General features: G+C 43.8%; 19 protein-coding genes and 1 tRNA gene. 12 read left to right on the top strand and 8 right to left on the bottom strand.

Annotated features, from left to right (window positions below):
* The first annotated feature begins 104 nt into the window (after positions 1–104).
* From D1155_RS08195 to D1155_RS08185, 3 genes are read left to right on the top strand one after another with little or no spacing between them, the layout of a single operon-like run.
* Positions 105–2,585 (top strand): YfhO family protein, encoded by a 2,481-nt coding sequence (locus D1155_RS08195; RefSeq protein WP_160201907.1) that lies wholly within the window; start codon positions 105–107, stop codon positions 2,583–2,585.
* Positions 2,582–2,980 carry a GtrA family protein gene (locus D1155_RS08190; protein WP_160201906.1) on the top strand — a complete coding sequence of 133 codons (399 nt, stop codon included), beginning with the start codon at positions 2,582–2,584 and terminating at the stop codon, positions 2,978–2,980. Before D1155_RS08195 ends, D1155_RS08190 begins: the two co-directional genes overlap by 4 nt.
* On the top strand, positions 2,973–3,911 hold the full coding sequence (locus tag D1155_RS08185) for a glycosyltransferase family 2 protein (protein ID WP_160201905.1): 939 nt from the start codon (positions 2,973–2,975) through the stop codon (positions 3,909–3,911). Before D1155_RS08190 ends, D1155_RS08185 begins: the two co-directional genes overlap by 8 nt.
* 8 nt (positions 3,912–3,919) lie before the next feature.
* Here the strand turns inward: D1155_RS08185 and D1155_RS08180 are convergent, their stop codons facing one another.
* Positions 3,920–5,914 carry a thioredoxin domain-containing protein gene (locus tag D1155_RS08180; protein WP_160201904.1) on the bottom strand — a complete coding sequence of 665 codons (1,995 nt, stop codon included), beginning with the start codon at positions 5,912–5,914 and terminating at the stop codon, positions 3,920–3,922.
* Between the two features lie 143 nt (positions 5,915–6,057).
* Positions 6,058–7,416, bottom strand: coding sequence for an NCS2 family permease (locus tag D1155_RS08175; RefSeq protein ID WP_160201903.1), 1,359 nt, complete (start codon positions 7,414–7,416; stop codon positions 6,058–6,060).
* A 163-nt stretch (positions 7,417–7,579) separates the two neighbouring features.
* Between D1155_RS08175 and D1155_RS08170 the strand changes: the two genes are divergently transcribed.
* Positions 7,580–8,296 (top strand): TIGR01906 family membrane protein, encoded by a 717-nt coding sequence (locus D1155_RS08170; RefSeq protein ID WP_160201902.1) that lies wholly within the window; start codon positions 7,580–7,582, stop codon positions 8,294–8,296.
* A gap of 433 nt (positions 8,297–8,729) precedes the next feature.
* On the opposite strand, the gene alr is transcribed toward D1155_RS08170, so the two are convergent.
* The 3 genes from alr to purB all read right to left on the bottom strand — a co-directional run bounded on the left by alr (position 8,730) and on the right by purB (position 12,778).
* Positions 8,730–9,869: an alanine racemase gene (gene alr, locus D1155_RS08165; protein WP_160201901.1), complete on the bottom strand. Its 1,140-nt coding sequence runs from the start codon at positions 9,867–9,869 to the stop codon at positions 8,730–8,732.
* A 125-nt stretch (positions 9,870–9,994) separates the two neighbouring features.
* Complete coding sequence (locus D1155_RS08160) at positions 9,995–11,284, bottom strand: adenylosuccinate synthase (RefSeq protein WP_160201900.1); 1,290 nt, start codon at positions 11,282–11,284, stop codon at positions 9,995–9,997.
* Positions 11,285–11,344: 60 nt separating this feature from the next.
* Positions 11,345–12,778 carry an adenylosuccinate lyase gene (gene purB, locus D1155_RS08155; protein ID WP_160201899.1) on the bottom strand — a complete coding sequence of 478 codons (1,434 nt, stop codon included), beginning with the start codon at positions 12,776–12,778 and terminating at the stop codon, positions 11,345–11,347.
* Positions 12,779–13,230: 452 nt separating this feature from the next.
* Here purB and D1155_RS08150 point away from each other — a divergent pair, with 452 nt between their 5' ends.
* The 4 genes from D1155_RS08150 (at position 13,231) to D1155_RS08135 (ending at position 20,062) form a co-directional block, all read left to right on the top strand.
* Positions 13,231–13,965: a potassium channel family protein gene (locus D1155_RS08150; RefSeq protein WP_160201898.1), complete on the top strand. Its 735-nt coding sequence runs from the start codon at positions 13,231–13,233 to the stop codon at positions 13,963–13,965.
* A gap of 61 nt (positions 13,966–14,026) precedes the next feature.
* On the top strand, positions 14,027–15,157 hold the full coding sequence (locus D1155_RS08145) for a DUF362 domain-containing protein (RefSeq protein WP_160201897.1): 1,131 nt from the start codon (positions 14,027–14,029) through the stop codon (positions 15,155–15,157).
* Between the two features lie 192 nt (positions 15,158–15,349).
* Complete coding sequence (locus D1155_RS08140; protein WP_160201896.1) at positions 15,350–17,620, top strand: ABC transporter ATP-binding protein; 2,271 nt, start codon at positions 15,350–15,352, stop codon at positions 17,618–17,620.
* 3 nt (positions 17,621–17,623) lie between these two features.
* The gene (locus D1155_RS08135) at positions 17,624–20,062 is read left to right on the top strand and encodes an ABC transporter ATP-binding protein/permease (protein WP_160201895.1); all 2,439 of its coding nucleotides are present in this window, start codon (positions 17,624–17,626) and stop codon (positions 20,060–20,062) included.
* 79 nt (positions 20,063–20,141) lie between these two features.
* Here D1155_RS08135 and D1155_RS08130 read toward each other — a convergent pair whose 3' ends face one another.
* Positions 20,142–21,500, bottom strand: a complete 1,359-nt coding sequence (locus D1155_RS08130) for an acetyl-CoA hydrolase/transferase C-terminal domain-containing protein (RefSeq protein ID WP_160201894.1) — start codon at positions 21,498–21,500, stop codon at positions 20,142–20,144.
* Between the two features lie 508 nt (positions 21,501–22,008).
* Between D1155_RS08130 and D1155_RS08125 the strand changes: the two genes are divergently transcribed.
* Positions 22,009–22,083: transfer RNA gene (locus D1155_RS08125), tRNA-Arg, on the top strand.
* Positions 22,084–22,800: 717 nt separating this feature from the next.
* On the opposite strand, the gene D1155_RS08120 is transcribed toward D1155_RS08125, so the two are convergent.
* Positions 22,801–23,034 carry a helix-turn-helix transcriptional regulator gene (locus D1155_RS08120; RefSeq protein WP_160201893.1) on the bottom strand — a complete coding sequence of 78 codons (234 nt, stop codon included), beginning with the start codon at positions 23,032–23,034 and terminating at the stop codon, positions 22,801–22,803.
* A gap of 148 nt (positions 23,035–23,182) precedes the next feature.
* A complete protein-coding gene (locus tag D1155_RS08115; RefSeq protein WP_160201892.1) occupies positions 23,183–23,503 on the bottom strand; it encodes a helix-turn-helix transcriptional regulator in 321 nt (106 codons plus the stop codon).
* A 227-nt stretch (positions 23,504–23,730) separates the two neighbouring features.
* On the opposite strand from D1155_RS08115, the gene D1155_RS08110 reads away from it, so the two are divergent.
* The 3 genes from D1155_RS08110 (at position 23,731) to D1155_RS08100 (ending at position 25,426) form a co-directional block, all read left to right on the top strand.
* Positions 23,731–24,258: a hypothetical protein gene (locus D1155_RS08110; protein ID WP_160201891.1), complete on the top strand. Its 528-nt coding sequence runs from the start codon at positions 23,731–23,733 to the stop codon at positions 24,256–24,258.
* 164 nt (positions 24,259–24,422) lie between these two features.
* Positions 24,423–24,971 (top strand): DUF3793 family protein, encoded by a 549-nt coding sequence (locus D1155_RS08105; protein ID WP_160201890.1) that lies wholly within the window; start codon positions 24,423–24,425, stop codon positions 24,969–24,971.
* A 32-nt stretch (positions 24,972–25,003) separates the two neighbouring features.
* Positions 25,004–25,426: a flavodoxin gene (locus D1155_RS08100; RefSeq protein WP_160201889.1), complete on the top strand. Its 423-nt coding sequence runs from the start codon at positions 25,004–25,006 to the stop codon at positions 25,424–25,426.
* Positions 25,427–25,516: the final 90 nt, after the last annotated feature.

The raw sequence follows: 25,516 nt of genomic DNA, 5'->3' as shown, positions 1-25,516 counted from the left end.
AAAGATGTTAAGATTTTTTTAAGAAAAGCATAAGATTTCTTTTCGGGTTTATTTAAGAACTGTACCTTATGATAGAGATGTAAACAAACAAAGGAAGGGTAAAGATGGAGACATTAGAGAACTGTAGGGAATGGGAAAAGAGAATAGGACAGGCAGGGGAGGAAATACTTCCGTATCTTTTACTGACGGGACTTACATTTCTGCTTCTCTATTTGCCTGTCGAACAGGGAGCAATCTTTGGATCAGAAGGGGATTGGTACAGTCAACATGTAGGAGCTGCGGAGGCACTGAGGCAGACCATGCTTTCAGCAGGGGGGATTTTCCCGCAGTTTGTCGGACTCGGCGGAGGGATTAACGCATACGATTTAGCTTACTACGGACTGCTCAGACCGGACGTGCTTTTGTCCTGTCTGCTGCCAAACGTTGAGATGAAAGAGATTATTTCCGTCTACGCGGCGGTAGGAGCAGTGGCAAGTGTTAATATCACTTATCTCTGGCTAAAGGGGAAAAATTTTACCGTTCGCTTAGCAGCTACAGGAGCAATCTTAATGGCAGCAGCCACATGCTTCTTCCATGCACATCACCAGATTATGTTCATCAATTATATGCCATTTTTGGTGCTGGCGCTGCTGGGAATCGACCGGATTTTAGCAGGAAAAAATGGTTTGCTTTTGACAATCGACTTGTTTTTCATCTGCATACATAGTTTTTACTATGCGCCGACCTGTATGGTGGTATGTTTTCTATATTATTTACATCAGCTTGTAAATTCGGGAAATACTACGAAAGAGGCATTGAAAATGACAGGGAAAACTGCATTTGCAGTCACTCTCGCTATCTGCCTTGCTGCGGTGCTTCTGATTCCAACCGGACTTGCCATTTTATCGACGGAAAAAGATGCTGGAAGTTTTGCGCAGGAGTCCATCGAAACTATCAACTTATCTTTCAGCGGACTTTTGTACCAGCCTTACAGCTGCGGCATGACCTTGATTTCTTTGTATCTGCTGCTATTGTCTCTATGGGATAAGAAAAAACGCTGGCTGACGGCAGTGGTGCTTCTGATTCTTATGGTGCCAGCTGTTTGGTACGTACTGAGCGGATTTCTCTATGCTAGAGAAAAGATTCTGATTCCGCTGGTTCCGTTGATTGTCTGGATCTGCACAGATACGCTGGCAGGGATATTAGAGGGTAAGCAGAAAGCGCTGATGTTGCCGGCGCTGCTTTGTGCCGTACCAATCGTGCTAAGGAAGGAAGACGCGTGGGTACTGTTAATCTTGATAGATGGACTTGTGGTATTGGCATGGGTGCTCTTTCAGAGAGTGGGGAAAATTCCCCAAAGAACAAAGCATGCGCTGACGGCATGTCTGCTGTTGATTCCTCTCTGCATCAACTTTGGGGTAAACAAAGAGCTAGAGCACTGGCTGCAGAAAGATGACATGCGACAAAGTTGGTTTTCTTTCGGAGATATTACCATGTTTGCTTCAGAGCCGTTATATCGTTTTGACTACCTCAGCAATAACTACGTCAACAGTAACGTGCTGCCGGACGGCGGTCTGAATAAGACGGCAATGTATTCTTCGGTGACAAGCAGCACCTATGGGAAATTTTATTATGATACGATGGGAAACCCAATCAGCATACGAAATCGGGTAGTTCTCATGCCAAATCAGAACAGCCTATTCAATTACTTCATGGGAATAAGGTATGTTTTGACCGGAGAACAACAGGTGCCTTACGGCTATGAGCCGATTTTCAGGCGAAACGGTTACGTTCTTGCAGAAAATCCCGATGTGCTGCCTATGTGTTACGGCACCGACAAAGTGCTTTTACAGGAGAAAGCAGAGCGTGGGGGAATTAGTGAATTTCCAAAGACTTTGGCACAGCTTTGCGGTGTGAGTGCAGAAGCGCAAAATCCAGAGGAACTTTTTGAAGAAGCATTTCCAACGGTTTACGATGAGAGTGTGCAAGGAAAACACACTTTGCATTTAAAGGAAACTTTAAAGGACAAGGTCCTTGCCATATCTTTTCACATAGATAGAAAGGATGACAGGCAGGTGCTCATCAATATCAATGGAATGGCGAATAATCTGTCTTCATGGTATGCGCCGTATCCTAATGAAAACTACGACTTCACTTATGTACTGTCGGATTCTGCAGGACTTTCAGAGCTGGAAATTGCGATGAGCAGGAGCCGCTACAATATCGAGGATATCAAAGTCTACACTTTGGATATTCCGACAGCAGAAGCGCAGGACATTGCGGTGCCGACTCTCGCAGAGGATTTTCAGGCAAACGGCAGCGATATATTTCAGGGAATAGTAACGATGAAGCAAGATGGCTATTTTGTTACATCTTATCCATATAAGAAGGGTTTTCAGATTTTGGTGGACGGGAAAGCGCAAAAGGCTGAAAAGGTCAATACCGCTTTCGTGGGATTTCCACTGGAGAAAGGAAAGCACAGCATTCAAATCAGTTATAAAGCGCCGGGGTTTGCAGCAGGAGCAGCACTCAGCGCAGCGGCGATGGCAATGCTGCTGTTATCACAAATTATAGTATTTTTAAGGAAAAGGAAAAGAGAGAAATGAAGAAATTGCAGGAATCACAAATTGTTCGTTACATTATGACGGGCGGCATGACAACAGGGGTTAACTATATCATTTACATCGGACTAATGGCACTTTCTGTCAACTATTTAACAGCAAACACGCTTGCATGGCTAGGCGCAGTAACTTTCGCCTACTTCGCCAACAGGAAAGTGGTCTTCCACTCCAAAGGAGATAAAAAACAGGAGTTTCTTCAGTTCTTTTCGCTTCGGGCGGCAACTTTGGTCATTGAGAATTTACTGCTGCTGCTTCTGGTAGACTGCATTGGCGCAGGAAGCTTTGTGTCAAAGGTTCTCGTCAGCGTTATCACAGTGGTACTTAATTACTTTGCTTGCAAGTACAGTATTTTTAAACAAAGGGGTGTTTCACATGAATAAGAGAGATTTAATCAGTGTTATTGTGCCTTGCTATAATGAAGAGGAGTCTTTACCTTTATTTTACATTGAAACTGGGAAAGTACTGCGTCAGATGACGGAGGTGGACTATGAGATTATCTTTGTAGATGACGGCAGCAGTGATAAAACCAGAACTATTATGAAAAATTTGGCAGAAAAAGATGAAAAGGTCCGCTATGTAGTTTTTTCCAGAAATTTTGGGAAGGAAGCTGCGATGTACGCCGGGCTCAAAGAAGCCAGAGGGGATTATAGCGTGATTATGGATGCAGATCTGCAGCATCCACCAGCGTTGCTGCCTGAGATGTACAAGGTTGTCAGCTGCGAGGACTATGACTGCTGCGGCGGGCTCCGCCTGAGCCGCGAAGGGGATGGTTTTCTGCGCAGTCTGTTTTCTAAAGCCTTTTACAAAATCAGCAAAGGGCTCACCCACATGGATATGACCGACGGACACGGCGATTTTCGTATGATGAACCGCACGGTGGTTAATGCCATTTTGGAAATGAAAGAATATAACAGGTATATGAAGGGACTTTTTTCCTTTGTGGGATTTGATACCAAGTGGATTGAGTACGAGGGTGTGGAGCGTGCAATGGGATGTACCAAGTGGAGCTTTAAGAGTTTGTTTGCTTATGCATTTGAGGGAATACTTTCCTTTTCAACGGCACCGCTGAAAGCGGCAGGTCTAATGGGAATTTTCCTCTTTCTCGCCGGTATGGTGTTCATGGGATGCAACCTGATACAGAGTATCTGGGTTCCGGGGGCGGTGAGCAGTCTGGACGTGATACTCTTTGTGGTACTGCTTCTGGGCAGCCTGCAAATGTTGTTCATCTATATTTTGGGCGCCTACCTGTCTAAGGATTACCTAGAAAACAAGAGACGCCCCATCTACATCGTAAAGGAAAAAAGCTGCTGATGCAGTAATTACAAGGATTCCAGCGCATCCAGACTGTGGACAGGGCTATAGCATGCATGGTTTCGGCAGAGGTAAAAGTCGCTGCCTTCTTCCGGAATCTCATAATTTTTCAGATAAGGAGATACTTTATGCAGTGTCTCCTCTGTTTTTCTTGTTTTCAGCACTACGTCCATCTGAAGATCCCAAAGTCGGCACAGCGTGTCTGTGGATAGGTTTTCTGCGTCAGGCATAGTGCAGATGAGTTTGCCCTCTTCAAAAAGATCCTGGCTGACACTCCAAAGGTAAAAACTATTACCAAAGGGATAATCACTGCAGGCTCTGTCCATGAAAGCAGACTGCTTGTCAGCAATGTCCTCCCAAAAGCTTTCACCGGTAAGAAATGCCAGTTTTTTTGTAATATGAGCAGCGACGGCATTGCCGGAAGGCATAGCCCCATCATAAGTTTCCTTAGGGCGCAGAAAAAGTGCCTCACTGTCGGCAGCATAAAGGTAAAAGCCGCCCTCTTTAGAGTCGAAAAACAGTTTTATCATGGTGCGGCCAATCCGGTCTGCGCGTTCCAAAAAGATAGGATTGAAGGTCGTGCTGTAACATTCCAAAAGTCCCCAGATGTAGCAAGCATAATCGTCCAGCGTTCCCGAAAAGGCATAGTGACCCTGCCGCCATCTGGCAAAAAGTTTTCCCTCATCTTGGAGATGTTTCCAGATAAACTCCGCCGCGGAAAGAGCAGCTTCCAGATAATCAGCATTTTTCAGCTGTCTTGCAGCTTTTGCAAAGGCGGCGATAGCAATTCCATTCCAGCTGGTGAGAACTTTGTCATCCTTATGGAGTTTGGTGCGTTCTAAGCGGTAGTCGTATAAAATTCGCAGCACGTCTTCGTCGGGCAGAAGACCGTGGTCTTTGGTACTCAGAAGATTGGGGATATTTTTCCCCATAAAATTGCCTTGTGGTGTGATGTCGTATTGAGAACAGAAGGCTGCCGCAGGTTCCAGATGAAGAACACTGCGAATTTCCTCCGGTGTAAAGAGGTAATAGGTGCCCTCTTCACCGTCGCTGTCGGCATCTTGTCCACAGTAAAAGCCGCCTTCTGGATCTTTCAGTTCTCTCAGCATGTAGGAGGCGGTTTTATTTGCTACAGTCAGATAAAGGGGAGATTTTGTCTCATAGTAACATTGGCTGTACGCCATGAGCAACAGGGCATTGTCATAGAGCATTTTTTCAAAATGGGGAATAAGCCACTTATCGTCGGTTGCGTATCGGCAGAAGCCGCCGCCAATGTGGTCAAAAATGCCGCCCAGATACATTTGGGTTAGAGTCTTTTCTGCCATAGCCAGGTATTTGTCACCTTTTTTACTTTTTTGCGCCATGAGAAACAGCAGGTTGTGCGCTGCGGGGAATTTAGGACTGCTGCCAAAGCCGCCATATTTTCTGTCGAAGTTTTTTACAAAGTATGACAGGGCTTCTGCAATAGAATTTTCTGGATTCTGTTTTGTCTGCGGTGCAGCTGCTTCCTGCTTTTGAAGAAAGGCAACTATTTGACTGCCCTGAGTAAGGAGGGAGTCTCTGTCCTCGGTCCATTTTTGAGAGACTGCGGAGAGCAGTTCTAAAAGACCGATTTGACCGTATTTGGTATGTTTTGGAAAATAGGTTCCGGCGAAGAAAGGTGTCCTTTCAGGCGTCATGAAGATAGTAAGCGGCCAGCCGCCGGAACCGGTCATAGCCTGAGCAGCGCGCATGTAGACGCTATCGATATCGGGGCGCTCTTCACGATCCACCTTGATGGAGATAAAATGGTCGTTTAAGAAAGCGGCAACCTCTTCATCCTCAAAGGATTCGTGTGCCATGACATGGCACCAGTGGCAGGTGGAGTAGCCGATACTTAAGAATATGGGAAGGTCCTTTTCTGCAGCGAGGTCAAAGGCCTCTTCACACCAGGGATACCAGTTTACCGGATTTTCAGCATGCTGAAGAAGGTAAGGAGATTTTTCGTGTTTCAGATGATTCATAATAAAAACGTCCTTTCAAAGCTTTTTATATTCCTTAGTATGACCGATTTAGGGAAATTTAGACAGGAGAATAAAGTGGAGGCTGGTTAAATGAAGACAAAAAAAGAGGCAATCAACAAGACTGCCTCTTAGTTCTTTATTAATTAGCGAATCAGTGTATAAATTCTGATTGCGAAAAGTAATGCGGATATCCACATAACCCAAGGAATATCTTTTACTTTTTTGGTGAGGACCTTCAGAATAACCCATGCCAGAATGCCGAACATGATTCCGTTAGCAATGGAGTAAGTGAAAGGCATGAGTACCAGTGCGAGGAAACCGCCGACCACGTCTGCAATGTCACCGTCAAAGTGCATATTTTTCACAGCGCCAATCATCAAAAGCCCAACCCAGATGAGAGCAGGTGCTGTTGCAAATCCCGGAATTGCAAGGAAAATTGGGGAGAAGAATAGTGCAGCAATAAAGAGAACAGCAGTGGTTACTGCAGTCAGACCGGTTCTGCCGCCGTTAGCAACACCGGCACTGGATTCTACATAGCTTGTAACAGTGGAAGTGCCCAGACATGCGCCGACGATAGTACCGCAGGCATCCGCCATGAGAGCGCCTTTTACCTTAGGCAGATTTCCCTTTTCGTCCAGCAGATTGCCTTTGGAAGCAACGCCGATTAAAGTGCCGACAGTGTCAAACAGGTCAACGTAAAGGAAAGAGAATACGATGACAAGGAACTGCACCATGTTTTCGCCAATCCATGCAAAGTCAAAAGAGAAGAATGCAGGGGCAGCTGGGATAAAGCTTGCACCGGAAAAATCAGGGAACAAGGAATACACGCCAGCTTCAACATCAACTGCATACCAGCCGATTGCTTCTGCAATCATACCCAAAATCCAAGTAGCCAGAATGCCGATGAGGATATAGCCTTTAACGTTGAAGTGGAACAAAACTGCGGTCAGAATCAGACCAACAAGTGCAAGTACCACTTGCGGCGTTGCAAAGGAGCCCAAGTTTACCAGAGTGGAAGCATCGCCGATGACGATTCCTGCACCTTTGAAACCGATTAAACCGATAAAAAGTCCGATACCGGCAGTAATGCCGTATTTCAGATTAGCAGGCACATCGTTTACCAGCTTTTCTCTGAAATTGCACAGAGACAGCAGAATGAAGGCCAGACCTTCCACAAGGACCGCAGCCAGTGCGATTTTCCAAGGATCGTTGATGCCTTTTGCAGCAAGGTCATCGCAAACGGTGAATGCAAAGTATGCGTTCAGTCCCATGCCGGAAGCAAGGGCGATAGGGTAGTTGGCAAAGAATGCCATGAACAGAGTTGCAATAGCAGCGGAAACAGCTGTTGCAGTGAAAACACCTGCGCTGTCCATACCGGCTGCTGCGAGCATGCCCGGGTTTACTGCAAGAATGTAAACCATTGAGAGGAACGTAGTGGCGCCGGCGATAACTTCGGTTTTCACATCAGTGCCGTGTTCCTGTAGCTTGAATAATTTCTCCATAGTAGTACGTTTCTCCTTTGTCTTAAAAAATAAAAATAGATATGTCCATTATATATGCTAGAGGGCGCAATGTCCAAGAAAAAATTTGAATTTGGGCAGATTTTGGATAGTTTTGTCGAAATTGGTGCTTGAGTTTGTCTGTGTTCGGCAGTATGATAAAAGCATGAGAATATTAGAGTATATTGTGGGATTTGTCATGAGCCTTGCACTGGTACTGATACTATTGATTACTGCAGTGGAGGCGGTCGTTTATTGGAGTCCCGACTATTTTAAAAGTGAATACGAAAAATATGATGTGACAACGAGTGTGGAGATGGAAATGGATGATTTGCTTCATGTCACTGATGAAATGATGGCATATTTGCGTGGGGACAGGGAAGAACTGCAGGTGCCGACGATGGTTGCCGGGCAGTCCCGCGGATTTTTCAGCGCCAGGGAAATTGCGCATATGGCAGATGTGAAAGAATTGTTTTTTGGTGGTATGATGATAAGACGGTGGGCGATTGTAGTCTTTGTTGTGTGCTTTGGCTGGCTGTTTTTGCGAAAACGGCTTTTGCTGACTCCTAAGTTTTTACTTTGGGGGATTTTGGGCGTGCTTGTGGTCTGTGCTGTCTCCGGCTTGATTGTGGCGACGGATTTTCACAAATACTTTGTCATCTTCCATCATATCTTCTTCGACAACGACCTGTGGCTTTTAGATCCAAAGACGGATTTGCTCATTCGCATTGTACCGCAGCCTTTCTTTGTGGATACAACGCTGCGGATTGTGCTGACTTTTGGCGGATGGCTGGTGGCGGTGCTTATGATTTGCAGCTTTTTCGTGTGGCGGCAGCGTGTGATGCAGCGTCAGTCCCATGACACAAGACGGACTGCGGCGTGAGCAGGACATTTGCCGATTGGACCAGTGTTATAATTCTTTAGTTTTTAGATTTTTGACCGCAAAGCCTTGTTTTGGGCAGATGACGGTCAGAGTTAAAATTTTTGTTTTTGAGGATTTGACCGTACTGATGCGTTTTATATGAAATGCGGTCAAAATTGGGAGCTCAATGATATTTGCAATTGCAGGGATATGTAAAATAATGGGAGATTCGTTGAATTTGCCTGTAAATATAATACTAAAAATTGGAAATTCGTGTGGATTTGAGGGAGTTTAAGGGGATAGGCAGCATGTTGGTAGCAGAGGAAATGGATTTTATGACCGCAAGTTGGATGATCTGAGCAAATGCGGTCATTTTTGTAAAACAAGAATTAAAAAAATGACCGCAATGTCTTAGAATTGGCATGTTGCGGTCATTTTTGCAAAAACACGAAGTTTATCGAACGTAAACTTTTGGAAGTCTCTGGCCGAAAGCGCAGCAGATTTCGTAATTGATGGTGCCAGTTGCGTCTGCAATGTCGTCGGCAAGGATTGTGTTTACGCCGTCTGTACCCATGATGATGACTTCGTCTCCAACTTTTACGTTTGGAACGTTTGATACATCAATCATGCACTGGTCCATGCAGATATTTCCGGCAATCGGGCAAACTACACCGTTTACGATGACTTTTGCCTGTGCGGAGTACGGACGAGGATAGCCGTCTGCGTAACCCAGGGCAATGGTAGCAATTTTAGATGGTTTACTGGAAATGTATTTTCTGCCGTAGCCCACAGAAAAGTTTTCCGGCACGTCTTTCAGGTGGACGATGTTAGCCTTGACGGACATAACCGGTTTCAGCGCCAGCTGGTTTTTATCTACTTCATGGGAAGGATAGCAGCCGTAAAGGATAATGCCTGGACGCACTGCATCAAAGTGAATGCTCGGCAGTTCCATGATGGAAGCGCTGTTTGCAAGGGTTCTCATCGGCACGTCAACGCCTGCTGCAACCAGTGCTTCGTAAAAACGATTGTATTTTTCTTCCTGCTGGTGGGAGTAGGTCTTGTCGTATGCGTCAGCGGTGGACATGTGGGAAAACAGACCTTTGATTTTGAAACCTGCCAGCATGGTGATTTTCTTAATATCAAAAATTGCGTTATCAATGTCATCTGCAAGATAACCGATTCTACCCATGCCGGTATCAACAGCGATTAGACCGGAAACAGTTTTGCCTGCTTTGAGAGCGGCGTCGCTGATGGCTTTAGCATTGGAAGCGCTGCAGACCACCGGTGTGATGTCGTATTCTACGATGGTGTCTGCATACATGTCCGGCGTCAGTCCCAGCATGATGATTTCTTCTGTTGCGCCAGCTTGGCGAAGTACGATGGCTTCCTGCAGTGTGGCGATGGCAAAGGTTTTTACGCCGTTAGCACGCAACACGTTTGCGCACATTACTGCGCCATGTCCGTAAGCGTCAGCTTTGATGACGCCAATCATTTCTTTATCTGCGCCAACTTTTGCTCTGATATTTTTAATGTTGTAATCTAAATTGGTTAAATTGATTTCAGCCCATGCGGGTCTGATTGCGTCCTTATACATAATCTCAAAATCCTTTCTTCGTAATAGGAACTGTGTTTTTAGAAAGGGAAAGGCACCGCCTGTTTCCCCTTTCTACGATTGTCGTATTTGTTAAGTCTGGTGCCAAAGATTGCAGCAAAACCAAATTACAGCTGCGGGGTTCTGTGAATGATATCGTCTCTGCCTGGTCCGTTGGATACTAGTGTAATTGGGAATCCAATCTGACGTTCGATTTCGTTGACATATTCCTGGCAGGCTTTCGGCAAATCTTCCCAATTGCGAATGCCGCTTACATCGCTTTTCCAGCCGGGCATTGTTTTCAGTACTGGTTTGGCGGTTTCCAGATAAGTGGTATTCGGGAAATCCTGATGGATTTCTCCATCGATTTCGTAGCCGACACAGATTGGAATTTCATCCAAATATCCGAGCGGATCGATAACGGTTAAGGCAACTTCTGTAGTTCCCTGCATTCTGCATCCATATCTGGTAGCAACTGCATCGAACCAACCAACCCTGCGCGGGCGCCCGGTGGTGGCGCCGAATTCGCCGCCGTCGCCGCCGCGGCGGCGAAGTTCGTCAGCTTCTTCTCCGAAGATTTCGCTGACGAAGGCGCCCGCGCCAACTGCGGATGAGTAAGCTTTTACGACGGTGGTAACTTCTTTGATTTCATATGGCGGGATACCTGCGCCTACAGCGCCGAATGCCGCCAACGTAGAGGATGAAGTAACCATTGGATAAATGCCGTGGTCTGTATCTTTCAGCGCACCCAGCTGTCCTTCCAGAAGGATGTTTTTTCCTTCGGAAATAGCCTGGTGAAGGAAAGCGGAAGTGTTGGCAACATATGGTTTTATCATCTCTTTATATTGCTTCATGGTTTCCATGAGATCGTCAACTTTGAGTGCAGGTTTGCCGTACAAATTGACAATCATCACATTCTTTAATGTGCAGACGTTTTCCAGTTTCTCACGAAGTTTATCCTCCGGCATGAAGAGCTCGTTCACCTGGAAGCCGATTTTGGCGTATTTGTCGGAGTAACAAGGTGCGATACCGCTTTTTGTGGAGCCGAAGGATTTTCCGCCAAGGCGTTCTTCCTCGTATTCGTCCAGCAAGATGTGATACGGCATGACGATGTGGGCGCGATCTGAAACCAGAACTTTTGGCGCAGGGACGTCCCGGTCTGTCAAGGATTTGATTTCCTCAATCAGCTTCGGAATGTTCAGTGCTACGCCGTTGCCCAGAATGCTGGTGGTGTGTCCGTAAAAGACGCCCGATGGCAACATGTGCAGGGCGAACTTACCGTAATTGTTTTTGATGGTGTGTCCTGCGTTGCTTCCACCCTGAAATCTGACGATGATGTCGCAGTTTTCAGCCAGTGTGTCTGTGATTTTACCTTTTCCCTCGTCGCCCCAATTGGCGCCGACAATTGCTTTGATCATAGTGTAACCTCCTATTCGTTCACGTTCAGACGGGTTTTGCCTTACAAATGCGCTCCCCGATTAAACGTTAATTTCAGCAGTGAGACCAAGCAGCGCCTCATTTGCTGATAGAATAGGCTTTATGACCCCGCTGAGAAACTCTGTTGTCTGCTGTGGAGCTCTGCCCACATAGTTTTCCGGTTTCAAAGCCTTCTGTAAAGCCTCTTTTGTAATATGAAAGGCTGGGTCTGCCGCAATACGATCTAAAAGATCGTTTGGCTTACCCTGCTCTTTAACAACTTTGCCCGCTTCCATGGAATGTACGCGGATTCGCTCGTGCAGTTCCTGACGGTCTCCGCCGGCTTTTACGGCATCCATCATAATGTTCTCTGTAGCCATAAAAGGAAGCTCTGCCATCAAATGTGCTTCGATGACTTTCGGATAGACCACAAGACCGTTGGAAACGTTGATATATAATTCTAGGATTCCGTCCACCGCAAGGAATGCTTCGCTGACGGAAATTCTCTTGTTTGCTGAATCGTCCAGAGTTCTTTCAAACCACTGGGTTGCAGCTGTCAGCTGCGGGTTCATGGCATCACTCATGACGTAGTTGGCAAGGGCTGCCATACGCTCTGAACGCATAGGGTTTCTCTTGTATGCCATGGCAGAGGAGCCAATCTGGTGCTTTTCAAAGGGCTCTTCAACTTCTTTCATGTGCTGCAGCAGACGAATGTCGTTGGAAAATTTGTGTGCGGATTGGGCAATACCTGCCAGCACGTTCAGCACTCTGCTGTCAATTTTTCTGGAATAGGTCTGCCCGGAAACCGGGTAACAGCCGGGAAATCCCATTTTGTCAGCAATTTTCTGGTCTAAGGCTTTGCATTTTTCGTGGTCGCCTTCGAAGAGTTCCATAAAGGAAGCCTGACTTCCGGTAGTTCCTTTGGAACCGAGCAGTTTGAGACTGTCCAGAACGTATTCCAGATCCTGCAGGTCCATGACCAGATCATTGAGCCAAAGGGTTGCGCGCTTGCCGACAGTGGTAGGCTGCGCTGCCTGATAGTGAGTATATGCCAGCGTTGGAAGGTCTTTGTAGGTATCTGCAAATTTAGCTAAAGAAGCAATGGTGTTGATGATTTTCTTTTTTACCAGCGTTAAAGCTTCGCGCATGATAATCAGGTCTGTGTTATCGCCAACATAGCAGCTGGTTGCGCCAAGGTGAATGATTCCCTTTGCATCCGGGCACTGCTGACCATAAGCGTACACGTGGCTCATGACATCATGTCTGACTTCTTTTTCTCTCGCCTTTGCGACATCGTAGTTGATGTCCTCGGCGTGAGCCTTTAATTGGTCGATCTGCTCCTGCGTGATGGCAAGCCCCAGTTCTTTCTCAGCTTCTGCCAGTGCAATCCAAAGTTTTCTCCAGGTGCGGAATTTCATGTCCGGCGAAAAAAGATACTGCATTTCCTTACTCGGGTATCTTTCTGAAAGCGGACTGGTGTAATTGTTTGTTGACATACGAAAACCTCCCTACGTAATCTATAAAAATAACATATTATTATAGCATTTTACACGGGGAATTTCAAGAGCAGGACTATCGTATTTTTGCAATCATTAAGGATTAACTTAAAACGGTTGTTTTTGGAAAAAGTGTATAAGAAAAAGGCTGAATCTTAACCGAGAATTAGAAAATGTTAAAATAATGTATAAAAGTAATCGGTCAGATTCTCATTATAGTTATGGAAGGCTCATCTATTACTGTTCTCCACCCTAAAAACTTGCGTTTTATGCAAGTTTTGCGTGAAATTGTTTGAATGATTACAAAAAATGCAAGATACGAGAAAGGTCAAGATGAATTATTTATACACTTTTTTTAGAAATTCGCAATATAGGTTGAATCTCTTTACTTTCATAGGTCGTTCGCATATAATTTTATATGAATAAGGATATAACTCAGAGGGAGCATATATATGTATAATTTCAGAGATGCGATGGATGGTAAATCCACCAAGACCTATGATCTGCTTGTTTGTATTTTTTGCCTTGCATCTGTTGCACTTGCAATTTTGGATTTTACACAAGGATTAAGTCAGATAGAACAATGGATGGACCGCATTATTTACATTTTATTTGTGGCTGACTATATTGCCAGGCTTTTAATTTCAGAGAATAAAGGTCAGTTTTTTAGGGCAAACATAATTGATCTGATTGCGATAATTCCACTGAACTCTGCATTTAGAGGACTTCGGCTTGTGAGAATGACGAAGTTTTTAAAGCTGGCTAAACTGGCAAGAGTTGGGGCATTATCTGCGAAAGGTGCATTTAAAGCAAAGCGATTTTTAAATACAAACGGATTTAAATATATGATTTGTTTATCTGTAATTGCGGTAATTGCTAGTTCATGTGCCATGGTGTACTTTGAGGGAATGAATTTGCAGGATGCCGTTTGGTGGTCTTTTGTAACAGCGACAACCGTAGGTTATGGAGACTTATCTCCTGAGACTGCTGTTGGAAGAATAATCGCTTCAATTTTAATGCTGGTTGGCATTGGTCTGATTGGTTCCTTGACCAGTGCAATTACATCATTTTTCTTAAAAGCGCCTACATCAGATGCGTGCAAATCAGAAAAGGTTGAGATGGTGCTGACCTTGTATGAGACGCTATCAGATAGAGAAAAGGAGCTTTTTCGAAATAGAATAAGCTAGTGTTGACCAATCCTGCCAGATAACATATAATCAAGGTATATTAATTCAAGGAGGATGAAAGATGAGTTCAAAGGTTTATTTTACAGACATGCATGTAGGCATGGGCGATAGTTTGCTGGACAAGTTTGAACGTTTAATCACAAAAGCAGGCATCGATCAGATTGACTTTCAGGATAAATTTGTAGCAGTGAAACTCCACTTCGGTGAGTTTGGAAATATGGCATTTCTGCGTCAGCAGTATGCTAAGGTACTTTGTGACCATATCAAGGCGAAGGGCGGCAAGCCGTTCCTGACAGACTGCAATACCTTGTATGTGGGTTATCGCAACAATGCACTGAATCATTTGGATGCAGCATATATGAACGGCTATAACCCACTGGCAACAGGTGTACATACCATTATTGCCGATGGTCTGCGCGGAACTGATGAACGTGAAATTCCGGTAGAGGGCGGCGAATATGTAAAAACTGCAAAGATTGGCGCTGCGATTGCAGAAGCAGATGTAATCATTTCTTTAACCCATTTTAAAGGGCACGTTGGTGCTGGCTTTGGCGGCGCTATCAAAAATATCGGCATGGGAGCCGGTTCAAAGAAAGGTAAGATGGAAATGCACAGCAGCGGCACTCCGATGATTAACACAGGGGATTGTATCGGGTGCAGCATGTGCGTGAAGAACTGTGCCAACGATGGTGTCCATGTGATCGATGGAAAAGCAGTGATTGATGAAGACAAATGTCTTGGATGCGGCTACTGCATCGCTTACTGTCCGAAGGGTGCTATCGCAACGAAGTGGGATGAGGCAAAGCCGGTGATGAATAGAAAAATTGCGGAATACACTAAAGCAACGTTAGCCGGAAAAGAGGCATTCCACATCAATATGCTGATAAACGTATCTCCTGACTGCGACTGCGAGGGCGGAAATGACGTTGCGGTAATTCCTGATGTAGGCATGTTCGCTTCCTTTGATCCCATTGCCATCGACCAGGCTTGTGTGGATGCAGCCAACAAGCAGCCAGTGATTGCTGGCAGTGCGGCTGATAAGTGCGCCTGTCATGATCATGGACACGACCACGTACACGGTCACGACGTGTTCAAAATCATGCACCCTGATACTGACTGGGAAGCGGGACTGATTCACGGTGAAAAGCTAGGCATCGGCACCAGAGAATATGAACTGATAGACGTAAAATAATTTTTAAAACAGACAGACAGCAGATGAATCCGCTGTCTGTTTTTTGTGCAGAAGTAGTGCAGGGGTGCTGCGGAAGTCGGCGCCCCAACCTTTCTTACATTTTCCTTACATTTCTTAAATTTTCTCCAAAGTTATAGACGGTTGTGAGATTGTCGTGATATAGTAGTGGAAGAATTAGGAAAGGGGAGAAATATGTTAAGATTAGAACGAGTATCGAAATTCTACTCAAGCGGCGGACTGGTTTCTACAGGGTTCAACAAGATTGACCTAAATTTTGAAATGGGTGAGTTTGTCGCAATTACCGGAGAAAGCGGGAGCGGAAAATCCACACTGCTCAACGTGATTTCTGGACTGGATTCCTTTGAGGAAGGCGAAATGTATATCATGGGTCAGCCGACCAGCGGATTTTCCAAAGAGGATCTAGAAGAATACAGAAAGAAATATATCGGAAATATCTTCCAGACGTTTCATTTAATCAACAGCTATACTGTGTATCAGAACGTAGAGCTGGTACTTTTGATGAGCGGATATGACAAGTCAGAAATTCCGGAGCGGGTACGAGAAATTATAGCGAAGGTCGGACTTTCCTCCTACGAGAAAACCAAGGCCTCCAAACTTTCCGGCGGACAAAAGCAGCGCGTTGCCATTGCCAGAGCGCTGGCGAAAGAAACGCCGATTATCGTAGCTGATGAGCCGACTGGAAATCTGGACAGTAAGTCAGCGGCGGAAATTATAGAGTTGTTGCACCAGCTTTCTAAAGATAAGCTGATCATCATCGTAACCCATAATTATGAGCAGGTTGAGCCTTACGTGACCAGAAAAATCACTATGCACGATGGAAAAGTGGCAGAAGATAAACGGATAGCAGTGACCATCGGCAGCTGCGGTGATGCGGAGGAGTCTGTCGAAACTGCGAAGGCAGACGGTCTTACCTTAGGAAGTATGGGACGGCTTGGTGTGCGCAATACCTTTAATATTCCTGCAAAATTTTTCCTGCTGCTGACGGTTTTTCTGTTCCTGTGCATGAGTGTAATCAGCCAGTACACATCCTTTAAGAACATGGGGGATATGGATACAGGCGGCTATAACTACTATTTCATGGATACTGACAGAAATAGAATTCTCTTTACTAAAGAGGATAGAAGCGAGTTGACCGAGGACGATTATGAAAAGATTGGAAAAATAGATAATGTAGAGCGAATTATCAAAAATGATCTCATGCTGGATTTAATCACCGATGTATCGGACGATTTTGAAAATGGAGATTTTTACATTACTTCTAAAATAGAAGAAGCAAAGGTTATGGAAGGACAGCTTGTGGAGGGCAGAATGCCGAAATCGTATAACGAAGCAGTCCTGATGATTCCGGGAGGCGGCTATGCTGAGGCGGTTATCGATATGGTGATGAAAGCCGACAAGGTCGATGTGCGCAACCAGAATACGGGAAGCAGTATCTTGCGTAAAAAAATGAAAATCGTCGGCTACGGTTATCTGACCAAAGAACAACAGGAGACTTTAGATGAATCAGATATTTTATATGAAGCTTTATATTGTGTCGGTGAAGAGACTTTGGATGATATCAGATTGACAGTGCTGGAGCACCAGTGCAGCCAGGAGATTGTCTTTGCGGATAACATTTTAAGCGGGGACTCCGGTGCAGGCGTTTTACCAATCAAAGCAAGCGACAAAGTGCCTAAGGGTGAAATTTACGTGCCTGCAGACATTGCTGCGCTCAGTACGGAAAGCGCAGTAGGTAAAACTTTGAAACTGATCAATAAGAGCTTGTATTTTGAAAGCGAAATCAACTTCAGTGTGGGTGCGGTTTACAACCAGAGTAATCTGAAAACCCTCCTTGAAAGCGAGAATTTTGAAGAGGTGAGCGGCAGTCTCTTTATCAATCCGAAGGACTATGCAGCCCTGTTTGACAAAGGGAATTTCCAGTCCTCCGTCCGTGTAAAAGACGATAAGCTGACTAAAGAAACAGCGGCGGAAATTGAAAAGGCGGGTTACCACACTTTCTGTGTACATGACGGATATGTGAGCTACGCCGGTGGTTTTGGAGTCATTCTCACTACATTTTACACCATCATGCTGGCGGCAGTGCTGATTGTGCTGTTCTTCATCACTTATTTCATCATTAAGCTAATCTTGAAGTCGAGGAACATCTATTTTTCGACTATCCGTATGCTGGGTGCAAGCAAAGAAAACTGCAGCAGTCTGCTGAAAGTAGAACTTTTTGCAGTGTTCAATATTGCTTACTTTATTTGCATGGGGCTTTTGGCGCTGGTAAAGTTGGAAGTGGTGAAAGTCGCTTATCTGCAGCAGTTGGTGTCTTTCCTTTCTATCGGGGATGTAGTGATTCTGTATGTAGTGCTCTGCCTGATGTCGGTACTTCTGGCGGGCAGATATGCCAGACAGCTATTTAAAAAGACAGCGATGAATGCGTATAAAGAGGAGGTGTAAGAGATGATTCGATTAACAAATGTAAACAAGTATTTTAATAGGAAGAAAAACAACGAAATCAGAGCCATTGACCACACCTCTATAGAACTTGCCGATAAGGGTCTCGTCACTTTTTTGGGAAATTCCGGCTGCGGAAAGACGACTCTGCTCAATGCAATCGGAGGTCTCGACAAAGTTGACAGCGGTGAAATTTACATCGGCGAGGAGAGACTGACCGGTCGTTCTGACGGGAAGAAAGACGAAATCAGGAATGCAAATATTGGATATATTTTCCAAAACTATAATCTCATTGAGGATGATACAGTTTTTAACAACGTAGCGCTGGTTTTGCGCATGATGGGGATTAAAGATAAGAGAGAAATCGAAGAGCGGGTCATGTATATCCTAAAGCGTGTAGGCATTGATCGATACAAAAACCGCCCGGCGAAAATGCTTTCCGGCGGAGAGCGGCAGCGTGTGGGGATTGCCCGTGCCATCGTAAAAAATCCAAAGATTATCATTGCTGATGAGCCGACAGGTAATCTGGACAGTAAAAATACGCTGGAGATTATGAATATTATTAAGGCAATTTCCCGGGAAAAGCTGGTGATTCTCGTCACCCACGAGAGAGAAATCGCGGAATTTTACGCATCCCGTATTGTGGAAATTGTGGATGGAAAAATCGTCAGTGACAGAGAAAATGCCCACAATAGCGAACTGGATTATCGGCTGGAAAACAAAATCTATCTTCAGGATATGCAGGTGCAGCAGGAGCTGGAATTAGAAAATGTGAAGTTAAAATTTTACAGTGATAAGAAGGACCAGCAGCTGGAAATCAAGGTAGTTCTCAAAAACAACAATCTATATATCGAAACTCCCGCTGGAATAGGAGAAGGTTCAGAAGCGGTGGAACTGGTCGATGACCATTACCGGAAAATTTCCAAAGACGTTTACGAGGCGTATGAATTTGACTATGCAAATATGCTGGATCAGAATTTTACGCCAAAGTACACCTCCATTTTTAATCCGGTGACTATGATTGCAGGTGGATACAAGAAAATTTTTTCTTATTCCCTCATTAAGAAAATTTTGCTTGTAGGGTTCATCATGGCGTCTATGTTTGCCGTTTATGCGGTAAGCAGTATTGCTGGAATTACCAATATTACAGACGATAAATTTGTCCAGGTTAATCAGAACTACTTGACGGTGAACGGGGCAAAGGTGACACCGCAGAACTTTAAAAAATACGAAAATATGGACGGCATTGATTATGCGCTTCCGGGCAATTCCCAGGTGAATTTCGCCTTTCCTCTGGATGATTATTACCAGACCAAAGGTGCGCAGGTCAGCTTAGCAGGATCCCTGACAGCTTTGGATATGGTAGAGGAAGAAAAACTGTTGGAGGGCAGAAATGCAAAGGACAGTTCGGAGATTGTCATCGATAGAATCACGGCGGATAGCTTTCTTTCTAACGATATGCCGAAAATGATTGGCCTGCTTTCAAAAGAACAGATTATTGGAAGAAAGGTAACGCTACCGCGTCTGGGAGAATTCACGATTGTGGGAATTACTGATCAGGGAAGCCCTTCAATTTACGCAGACAGAGAGTTTTTTATGGATATTCTGATGGTGCAGGCAGAAATGCGTACGGAAGAAGATTCCGGATACACTGAAGAAAGCGAGGAGGCGATGCCGTTGGTGCTGTCCTACGGACTTCGTGACCGGGAAACGGTGACGCTTGTCGAAGGAGCGGCACCAAAGAAAACCGGGGAAGTGTTGATTCATGAAATGCATCGATACGAGTCAGCTATCGGAAGTAAGCTCGATGTGAAGGTGAATGGTAAGAAGCTGACTGTCTGCGGTTATTACAACGATAAACGCGGTACAGACGCACTTTATGTCAGCAAGAATACAGCCATAGATTATCTGATGGAGGACCAGACAGAGATAGTGCTTTCTCCAAAGGATAAGGAAGCCACCTATCAAAAACTATCGGCGCAAAATGTCAAGGTCACAGATAATTATACTGCCGACAGGGAGTCCTATATCGATAGCTGCAAAAAAAAGATTATCGCAACAATTTTGGTGTCCGGCATTATCTTGCTCATTTCTCTTCTGGAAATGTATCTCATGTTGAGATCTTCTTTCCTCTCGAGAATTAAAGAGGTCGGCGTGCTTCGTGCAATCGGTCTAAAAAAGAAAGATATTTACAAAATGTTTGTCGGCGAAATCATCGCAATGACTACATTGACTACGATTCCGGGCATGGCGGTGATGGCATACATCTTAAATGGAATTTCAAAGATTCCAATGATCGGAGAACAGTATCTGATGAATCCGCTGGTATTGCTCATCAGCTTTGGCCTTGTGTTTGGATTTAATCTGGTGGCGGGACTACTGCCTGTATTTAACACCATGCGCAAAACGCCGGCAGCGATTTTGTCAAGAAACGACGTGAATTAAGATACACGAAAAAATATGAAAAAGTGGGTTGCCCCTTTTGGGTCAACCCACTTCTTCTTAAGATTGAGATATATTTGGATTAGAATGTACACTTGCTTGTATTTTTCCATATACCGTTCTTTTCAGCTGCTTTGATAAGGTCTTCTCTGAAGTCAGGGTGGGAGATGTTGATTAACATTTCGGCTCTTTCCCAAGTAGATTTTCCTTTCAAGTTAGCAGCGCCGTACTCGGTTACGATATAGTTGGTTGCAGTTCTCGGAGTGGTGACAATTGCACCTGGCGTCAAAATTGGGGAGATCAGTGATTCTTTGCTTCCGTCTTTCAGTGTTCTGGTCGACGGTGTGCAGATGAAACTCTTTCCTCCTTTTGACAGGAATGCGCCCATTACGAAGTCCACCTGTCCGCCTGTGCCGCTAATTTGCTGATGACCTGCAGACTCGGAACATACCTGTCCGTAAAGGTCAACCTGGATGCAGCTGTTGACGGAGATGAAATTGTCGATGCTGGAAATAACGTTAACATTATTTACGTAGTTTACCGGCGCACTGCAGCAAATCGGGTTATTGTCGATGAAATCATATAATTTTTTTGTGCCGCCTGCAAAGGTATAAAGGGCTTTGCCTTTATCTACCGGCTTATTTCCAGTTAATTTTCCTGCGTCAAATAAGTCCACATAAGCGTCCACAAACATTTCAGTGTGAGCGTTGATATTTCTTACATCGGAGTCTGCCAGCATCTGACCGATACAGTTTGGAAGACTGCCGATGCCCAGCTGCAGGGTGCTGTGGCTGTTGATCAGTTCCACTACGTGGGCGGCAATCTGTTTGTCGATGTCTGAAGCGGGCTTTGTTCCAAGTTCTGCCAAAGGTGCATTGGACCCTTCCACGATATGGTCGATTCCGTAAAGGTTTAGCTGTGTCTGATGACCGTGAGCGATTGGCATGTTCTGGTTGACTTCTACGATGATTTTCTTTGCACTTTTAATAACGCCCCACATGTCAGCAACCTGCGGTCCCAGATTGAAGTTACCGTGGCTGTCCATTGGCGCAACTTGGAAGAATGCGATGTCAATGTCGTTTTCATTGTTGACCCAGTAGTACGGCAGTTCATTGAACAGCATTGGGATGTACCAGCATCGCCCTTCTTTGTTCATTTGTCTGTCAAATGCGCTGAAATGGGCTGAGGCAAATCTTACCTGTTCGTTGGAAGAAGTTGCCTGATAAAGCTTAAATGGTTCTTTTCTGAGGGCTACCGTGCTGAGCACTTCAATGCCCTTTAGTTCATCTGCGCGCCTTGCAAGAGCTTCGTCGATATCATTGACAACACCGCAGCCTGTTCCATAGTGGATACGAGTGTTATTATGAACCATTGCGGCTGCTTCGTCCGCAGTAATTAGTTTCTTCTGGTATTCTTCTGCAAGTGAAGATACTTTGTACATAATGTTCCTCCCTTATATAAAAACGTCCTAATTCAATGACCAGCAAACTTTTCGGTGCACAGGCACGGTGACTCAGCATGGCATCGTTATTTCGTCTGTTAAAGTTTGTCTAGTTTTTAACAAATCCTTCCTCTATTCTACTACATTGTCAAATAATTATCAACCCCTAAATTACAAGTAAAGAGAAAACGATGGTGAAATCAGCAAAATAAAAATGACTATGCCTGTAAATTTAAGGGGGATTAAGTCAAACTGAGCGGATTTTACAATAAAATTTTTCCTGTGTATTTATTCCAGTTTTCAATCTTACATAGACTGATTACCAAATCTGTCTTTCTTACGAAAAAAGAGATCTGTTTTTGCAGAGTTTGAAATCTTTTTGTGAAAGCGTGCAATCTTCCATAAAATAACATTAACTTTGTAGAACTTTGAAAAGACATTGAATTTCTGTCAAAAAAGTGGTATGATAAAAAAGTGTTCGTTAAGGACACTTCTTTAAACTGAATACGCCTCCGTAGTTAAATGGATATAACAGTGCTCTCCTAAAGCATAGTTGTGGGTTCGATTCCCGCCGGGGGTACCACTAGAAAAGCTGAAAACCTTGAATTATCTGGGGTTTCGGCTTTCTTCTTTTTGCCTTTACTCTTTTGGAAAACGAACGACCATTATATTCAAATTTTAGTTTTGATGTCAAGATAAAGACTTTTGAGGGGGATTGCGTGCTAACATTTGTGAAATGTTTGCTTTAAGAGCTGTCTGGTGATAGGGGGCTTTAATTAACTTCGATACTTGTATGTCGCTGTCTTCTATAATTTGCATCTTCTAGCAGTTTAACAGCAGCGGGGTTGCCGGAAAGTAATGCAAAATAAAGTGCCTTGTCCGCAGGAACGGGGTGTAGTATAATACATATAGTCAAGAGGACGAAGGTTTAAAGCGGTTACCCCTCAGAGAGGGGGTGTTACAATGACGGATTATGAAATCTTAATGGTTGTATTTACAGTCTTAGGAATAGTAGTATCACTAATCATTGCTTACATAAAAAAATAGCCGCTCCCATCGATCAAAATGTAGCGGCTAAGTCGTAAAACTTTGGTAACCGTTTTTTCCGGTTTCCTCTTGACACCAATATACCACGAATGAAAAGATTATGCAATAGTCAATTCACCCTGCCATGTGCGGGCTTTTTATTTTTAAGGTCAGAACATCAGAAGTACTACAAAAAAACCTTAAATGCCTTAATTTTTCAGAGGTTTTAAGGTTTTTGCGCAAAGTGCTATCTTGCTATAAAGTGTTATTATGCTTATAGATCCTCGGACATATCATTCCAGTAGTCAGTATCAAAAAATTCTGATGGTGTTAAACCAAAGTAATCAATAATATCAAACAAGCCTGTTACTGACGGTAACGATCTGCCAGATGTAATTGCTCTAATATAGTTTTTATTATGTCCAAGGTCGTAAGACATTTGATATTCAGAGACCTCCATTTTTAGTCTCAATTCTGTGATGCGTTCACCTATATATTTTGCTTTCATTACTGCCACCTCCATTTTCATTATGATAACTTTTTTAAAAAATATGATATCGGGCTGAAATGTGGCTTTTTTGTAAATAAGCCGGTAATAATTCTCTATTTTGTGTTTTATATATGGAATAAGGAGATTTAAACTACCAAAATGATCTTTAGTCAGATTGTTTTCTTTTTTGGCAAATTAGCTGCATGATATTCAGCAGTATTACCATGTCTTCTTCATCAAGTTGTTCCATATATTCCATCGCTTTTCTAATCATTTGTGGTCGTTCATTGTCAAAAAACTCTGATGGCGTTAGTCCGAAGTATTCGATGATATTAAATAATCCTGTTACTGATGGCAATGAGCGACCAGACGTAATCGCTCTGATATAATTTTTGTTGTGTCCTAAATCATAGGACATTTGATATTCAGAGACGTTCTTTTTTAGACGTAACTCCGTTATTCGTTCACCGATAAAACTTACATTCATTTTCATACCTCCCTGTGATATAGAATAACTTTTTTATAAGCCTTGTTATCGGGCTGAAATGTTGAATTTATTTTAAAATATGTAGTAAAAATTGTTTTTTATCGGGCTGAAATGTGGTATAATTCTTTTTAAGATTCTTATAAACTCATAATAACGTCAATACGCTATTGAATTGCAGTAATTTGTGCGTAGAGTGGTGAAAGGTCAAATTGTAATAGGAGAATATGATGAGAAAAGAAGCAGATTTTCTAACGAAACATCGGCAAAGAACGCTGGGATTAAAACAAATGGAAAAAATTTCAATGACGGACTATGGAAAAGAAGAATTTCAGTTGTTGGCAACATTATTAGAAGCAAAAGAATCGCAATTTCTGAAAAAAAGAAATGACGAGCGATATCGAGTGCTTACAGAAGTATTATACCCGTTACTTTATGAAATTGCGTGGATACAAGGCGGGCATATCATATTAAATGTTGACGAGCAAGAATTTATTGGTACTCTGACTTATATAGGCGACGAACTTATATTGGATAATGATATGGGCTTGTCAGATTTTATTGCAATTATATCTTCTGCAGATGATGTTTCTATTTCTATGGGAGATAAGGGGCTAGCAATTAATTTGACGTTCAAATTGTATGACAAGGTACAAGTTACGGATTGTTCAGAGGAAATCTCAAACATAGAAGAAAAAATTCGGCAGCATAGACTAAAAAAAGCTGAATTGCAAATTTTCCATACAGAAGAGCAGTAATAGTGAAATGAATTTTTCTATTGACATGGGGTGAAAAACGTAGTATAGTTAGCTTAAACTAACTAGAACTGAGAGAAACGAGAGGCGGTTTTATTTTTGGACATGAGTTAGCTGAAACTAACCAAAGGCGAAGAATAACAGGATTTGATACAGGAGAACGGAAAATGGAGAACTATTTGATTGAGCACTGCTCACCAACGCTGGCATCACTAAAAACAGCGAACTTATTTAACTATCAATTCGAATCAGAGCGGGCATTATACGGTTACATTAGAACTTTAAATAGTGAGTTATCGCTGAAAGGTGTTTCTGTTGCGATTCTTCGGAAGTTTGATCATAGCGCACTGATCTATGTCTATCGTGAGAAAAAACTGCGGGAAGACCTTAACCGCCCTGGAGCAGCAGAATTTTTGCGAGAGCAGGGATATGAGACATTTACGCCGAGGCGCGCCATTGCAAAGCTGCGCCAGCGATTCGTAGAAGAAGGAGACTTCCCTCATGAGATCGGATTGTTTTTAGGTTATCCGTTAGGTGATGTGATTGGCTTTATAGAAAATGCAGGCAGAAACAGTAAATGCAGCGGATGTTGGAAGGTTTACTGCAACGAGTGCGAGGCTGTGAAAATGTTTGCAAAGTTTGATAAATGTAAAATGGTCTATAAACGGCTTTTTTATGAAGGCAAGTCTTTGCTGCAGCTCACGGTGGCTGTGTAAATATAATAAATGAAAGAAAAGAGGTATAAAACATGAGTAAAATTGCAGTCGTATATTGGAGTGGTACAGGAAATACTGAAAAGATGGCAGAGCAGGTTGTTGCCGGAGCAGTAGAAGCTGGTGCAGATGCGACGCTTTATCGTGCATCAAAGTTTTCTGCAGATTTGATGGATCAGTATGAGGCTATCGCCTTCGGTTGCCCGTCTATGGGCGCAGAGGAACTGGAAGACAGTGAATTTTTACCGATGTTTGAACAGTGCGAGAAGAAGCTTGCAGGAAAGAAGATTGCGCTGTTTGGTTCTTATGGATGGGGTGATGGCGAATGGATGCGCAGCTGGGAAGATCGCTGCATTGAAGCTGAAGCTGTCATCGCGAGCCCTTGCGTAATTTGCAATGAATCACCAGATGCAGAGGCAGAGGCTGATTGCAGAGCGCTGGGCAAAAGTCTGGCTTAATTATCGTTACTAATATATATGACGAGCTGTCTCAAAATAAAATGAGACAGCTTTTTTTCGTTTTTCGTCCGGCACCTATTTGAGGGAGTA

The sequence above is a fragment of the Anaerotruncus sp. 80 genome, from assembly GCF_009936115.1.
In the GTDB taxonomy this organism is placed as follows: Bacteria; Bacillota; Clostridia; order Peptostreptococcales; family Anaerovoracaceae; genus Senimuribacter; species Senimuribacter intestinalis.
This window is presented reverse-complemented; position numbering and strand designations above follow the sequence as displayed.

Excerpts from the sequence above, each read along its gene's own strand:
- D1155_RS08120 (WP_160201893.1), bottom strand. The coding sequence starts at position 23,034 with ATGAAAGCAAAATATATAGGTGAACGCATCACAGAATTGAGACTAAAA.
- D1155_RS08190 (WP_160201906.1), top strand. The coding sequence starts at position 2,582 with ATGAAGAAATTGCAGGAATCACAAATTGTTCGTTACATTATGACGGGC.
- D1155_RS08115 (WP_160201892.1), bottom strand. The coding sequence starts at position 23,503 with ATGAATGTAAGTTTTATCGGTGAACGAATAACGGAGTTACGTCTAAAA.
- D1155_RS08150 (WP_160201898.1), top strand. The coding sequence starts at position 13,231 with ATGTATAATTTCAGAGATGCGATGGATGGTAAATCCACCAAGACCTAT.
- D1155_RS08100 (WP_160201889.1), top strand. The coding sequence starts at position 25,004 with ATGAGTAAAATTGCAGTCGTATATTGGAGTGGTACAGGAAATACTGAA.
- D1155_RS08140 (WP_160201896.1), top strand. The coding sequence starts at position 15,350 with ATGTTAAGATTAGAACGAGTATCGAAATTCTACTCAAGCGGCGGACTG.
- alr (WP_160201901.1), bottom strand. The coding sequence starts at position 9,869 with ATGTATAAGGACGCAATCAGACCCGCATGGGCTGAAATCAATTTAACC.
- D1155_RS08105 (WP_160201890.1), top strand. The coding sequence starts at position 24,423 with ATGGAGAACTATTTGATTGAGCACTGCTCACCAACGCTGGCATCACTA.
- D1155_RS08145 (WP_160201897.1), top strand. The coding sequence starts at position 14,027 with ATGAGTTCAAAGGTTTATTTTACAGACATGCATGTAGGCATGGGCGAT.
- D1155_RS08160 (WP_160201900.1), bottom strand. The coding sequence starts at position 11,284 with ATGATCAAAGCAATTGTCGGCGCCAATTGGGGCGACGAGGGAAAAGGT.
- D1155_RS08170 (WP_160201902.1), top strand. The coding sequence starts at position 7,580 with ATGAGAATATTAGAGTATATTGTGGGATTTGTCATGAGCCTTGCACTG.
- D1155_RS08130 (WP_160201894.1), bottom strand. The coding sequence starts at position 21,500 with ATGTACAAAGTATCTTCACTTGCAGAAGAATACCAGAAGAAACTAATT.
- purB (WP_160201899.1), bottom strand. The coding sequence starts at position 12,778 with ATGTCAACAAACAATTACACCAGTCCGCTTTCAGAAAGATACCCGAGT.
- D1155_RS08135 (WP_160201895.1), top strand. The coding sequence starts at position 17,624 with ATGATTCGATTAACAAATGTAAACAAGTATTTTAATAGGAAGAAAAAC.
- D1155_RS08185 (WP_160201905.1), top strand. The coding sequence starts at position 2,973 with ATGAATAAGAGAGATTTAATCAGTGTTATTGTGCCTTGCTATAATGAA.
- D1155_RS08180 (WP_160201904.1), bottom strand. The coding sequence starts at position 5,914 with ATGAATCATCTGAAACACGAAAAATCTCCTTACCTTCTTCAGCATGCT.
- D1155_RS08195 (WP_160201907.1), top strand. The coding sequence starts at position 105 with ATGGAGACATTAGAGAACTGTAGGGAATGGGAAAAGAGAATAGGACAG.
- D1155_RS08110 (WP_160201891.1), top strand. The coding sequence starts at position 23,731 with ATGAGAAAAGAAGCAGATTTTCTAACGAAACATCGGCAAAGAACGCTG.
- D1155_RS08175 (WP_160201903.1), bottom strand. The coding sequence starts at position 7,416 with ATGGAGAAATTATTCAAGCTACAGGAACACGGCACTGATGTGAAAACC.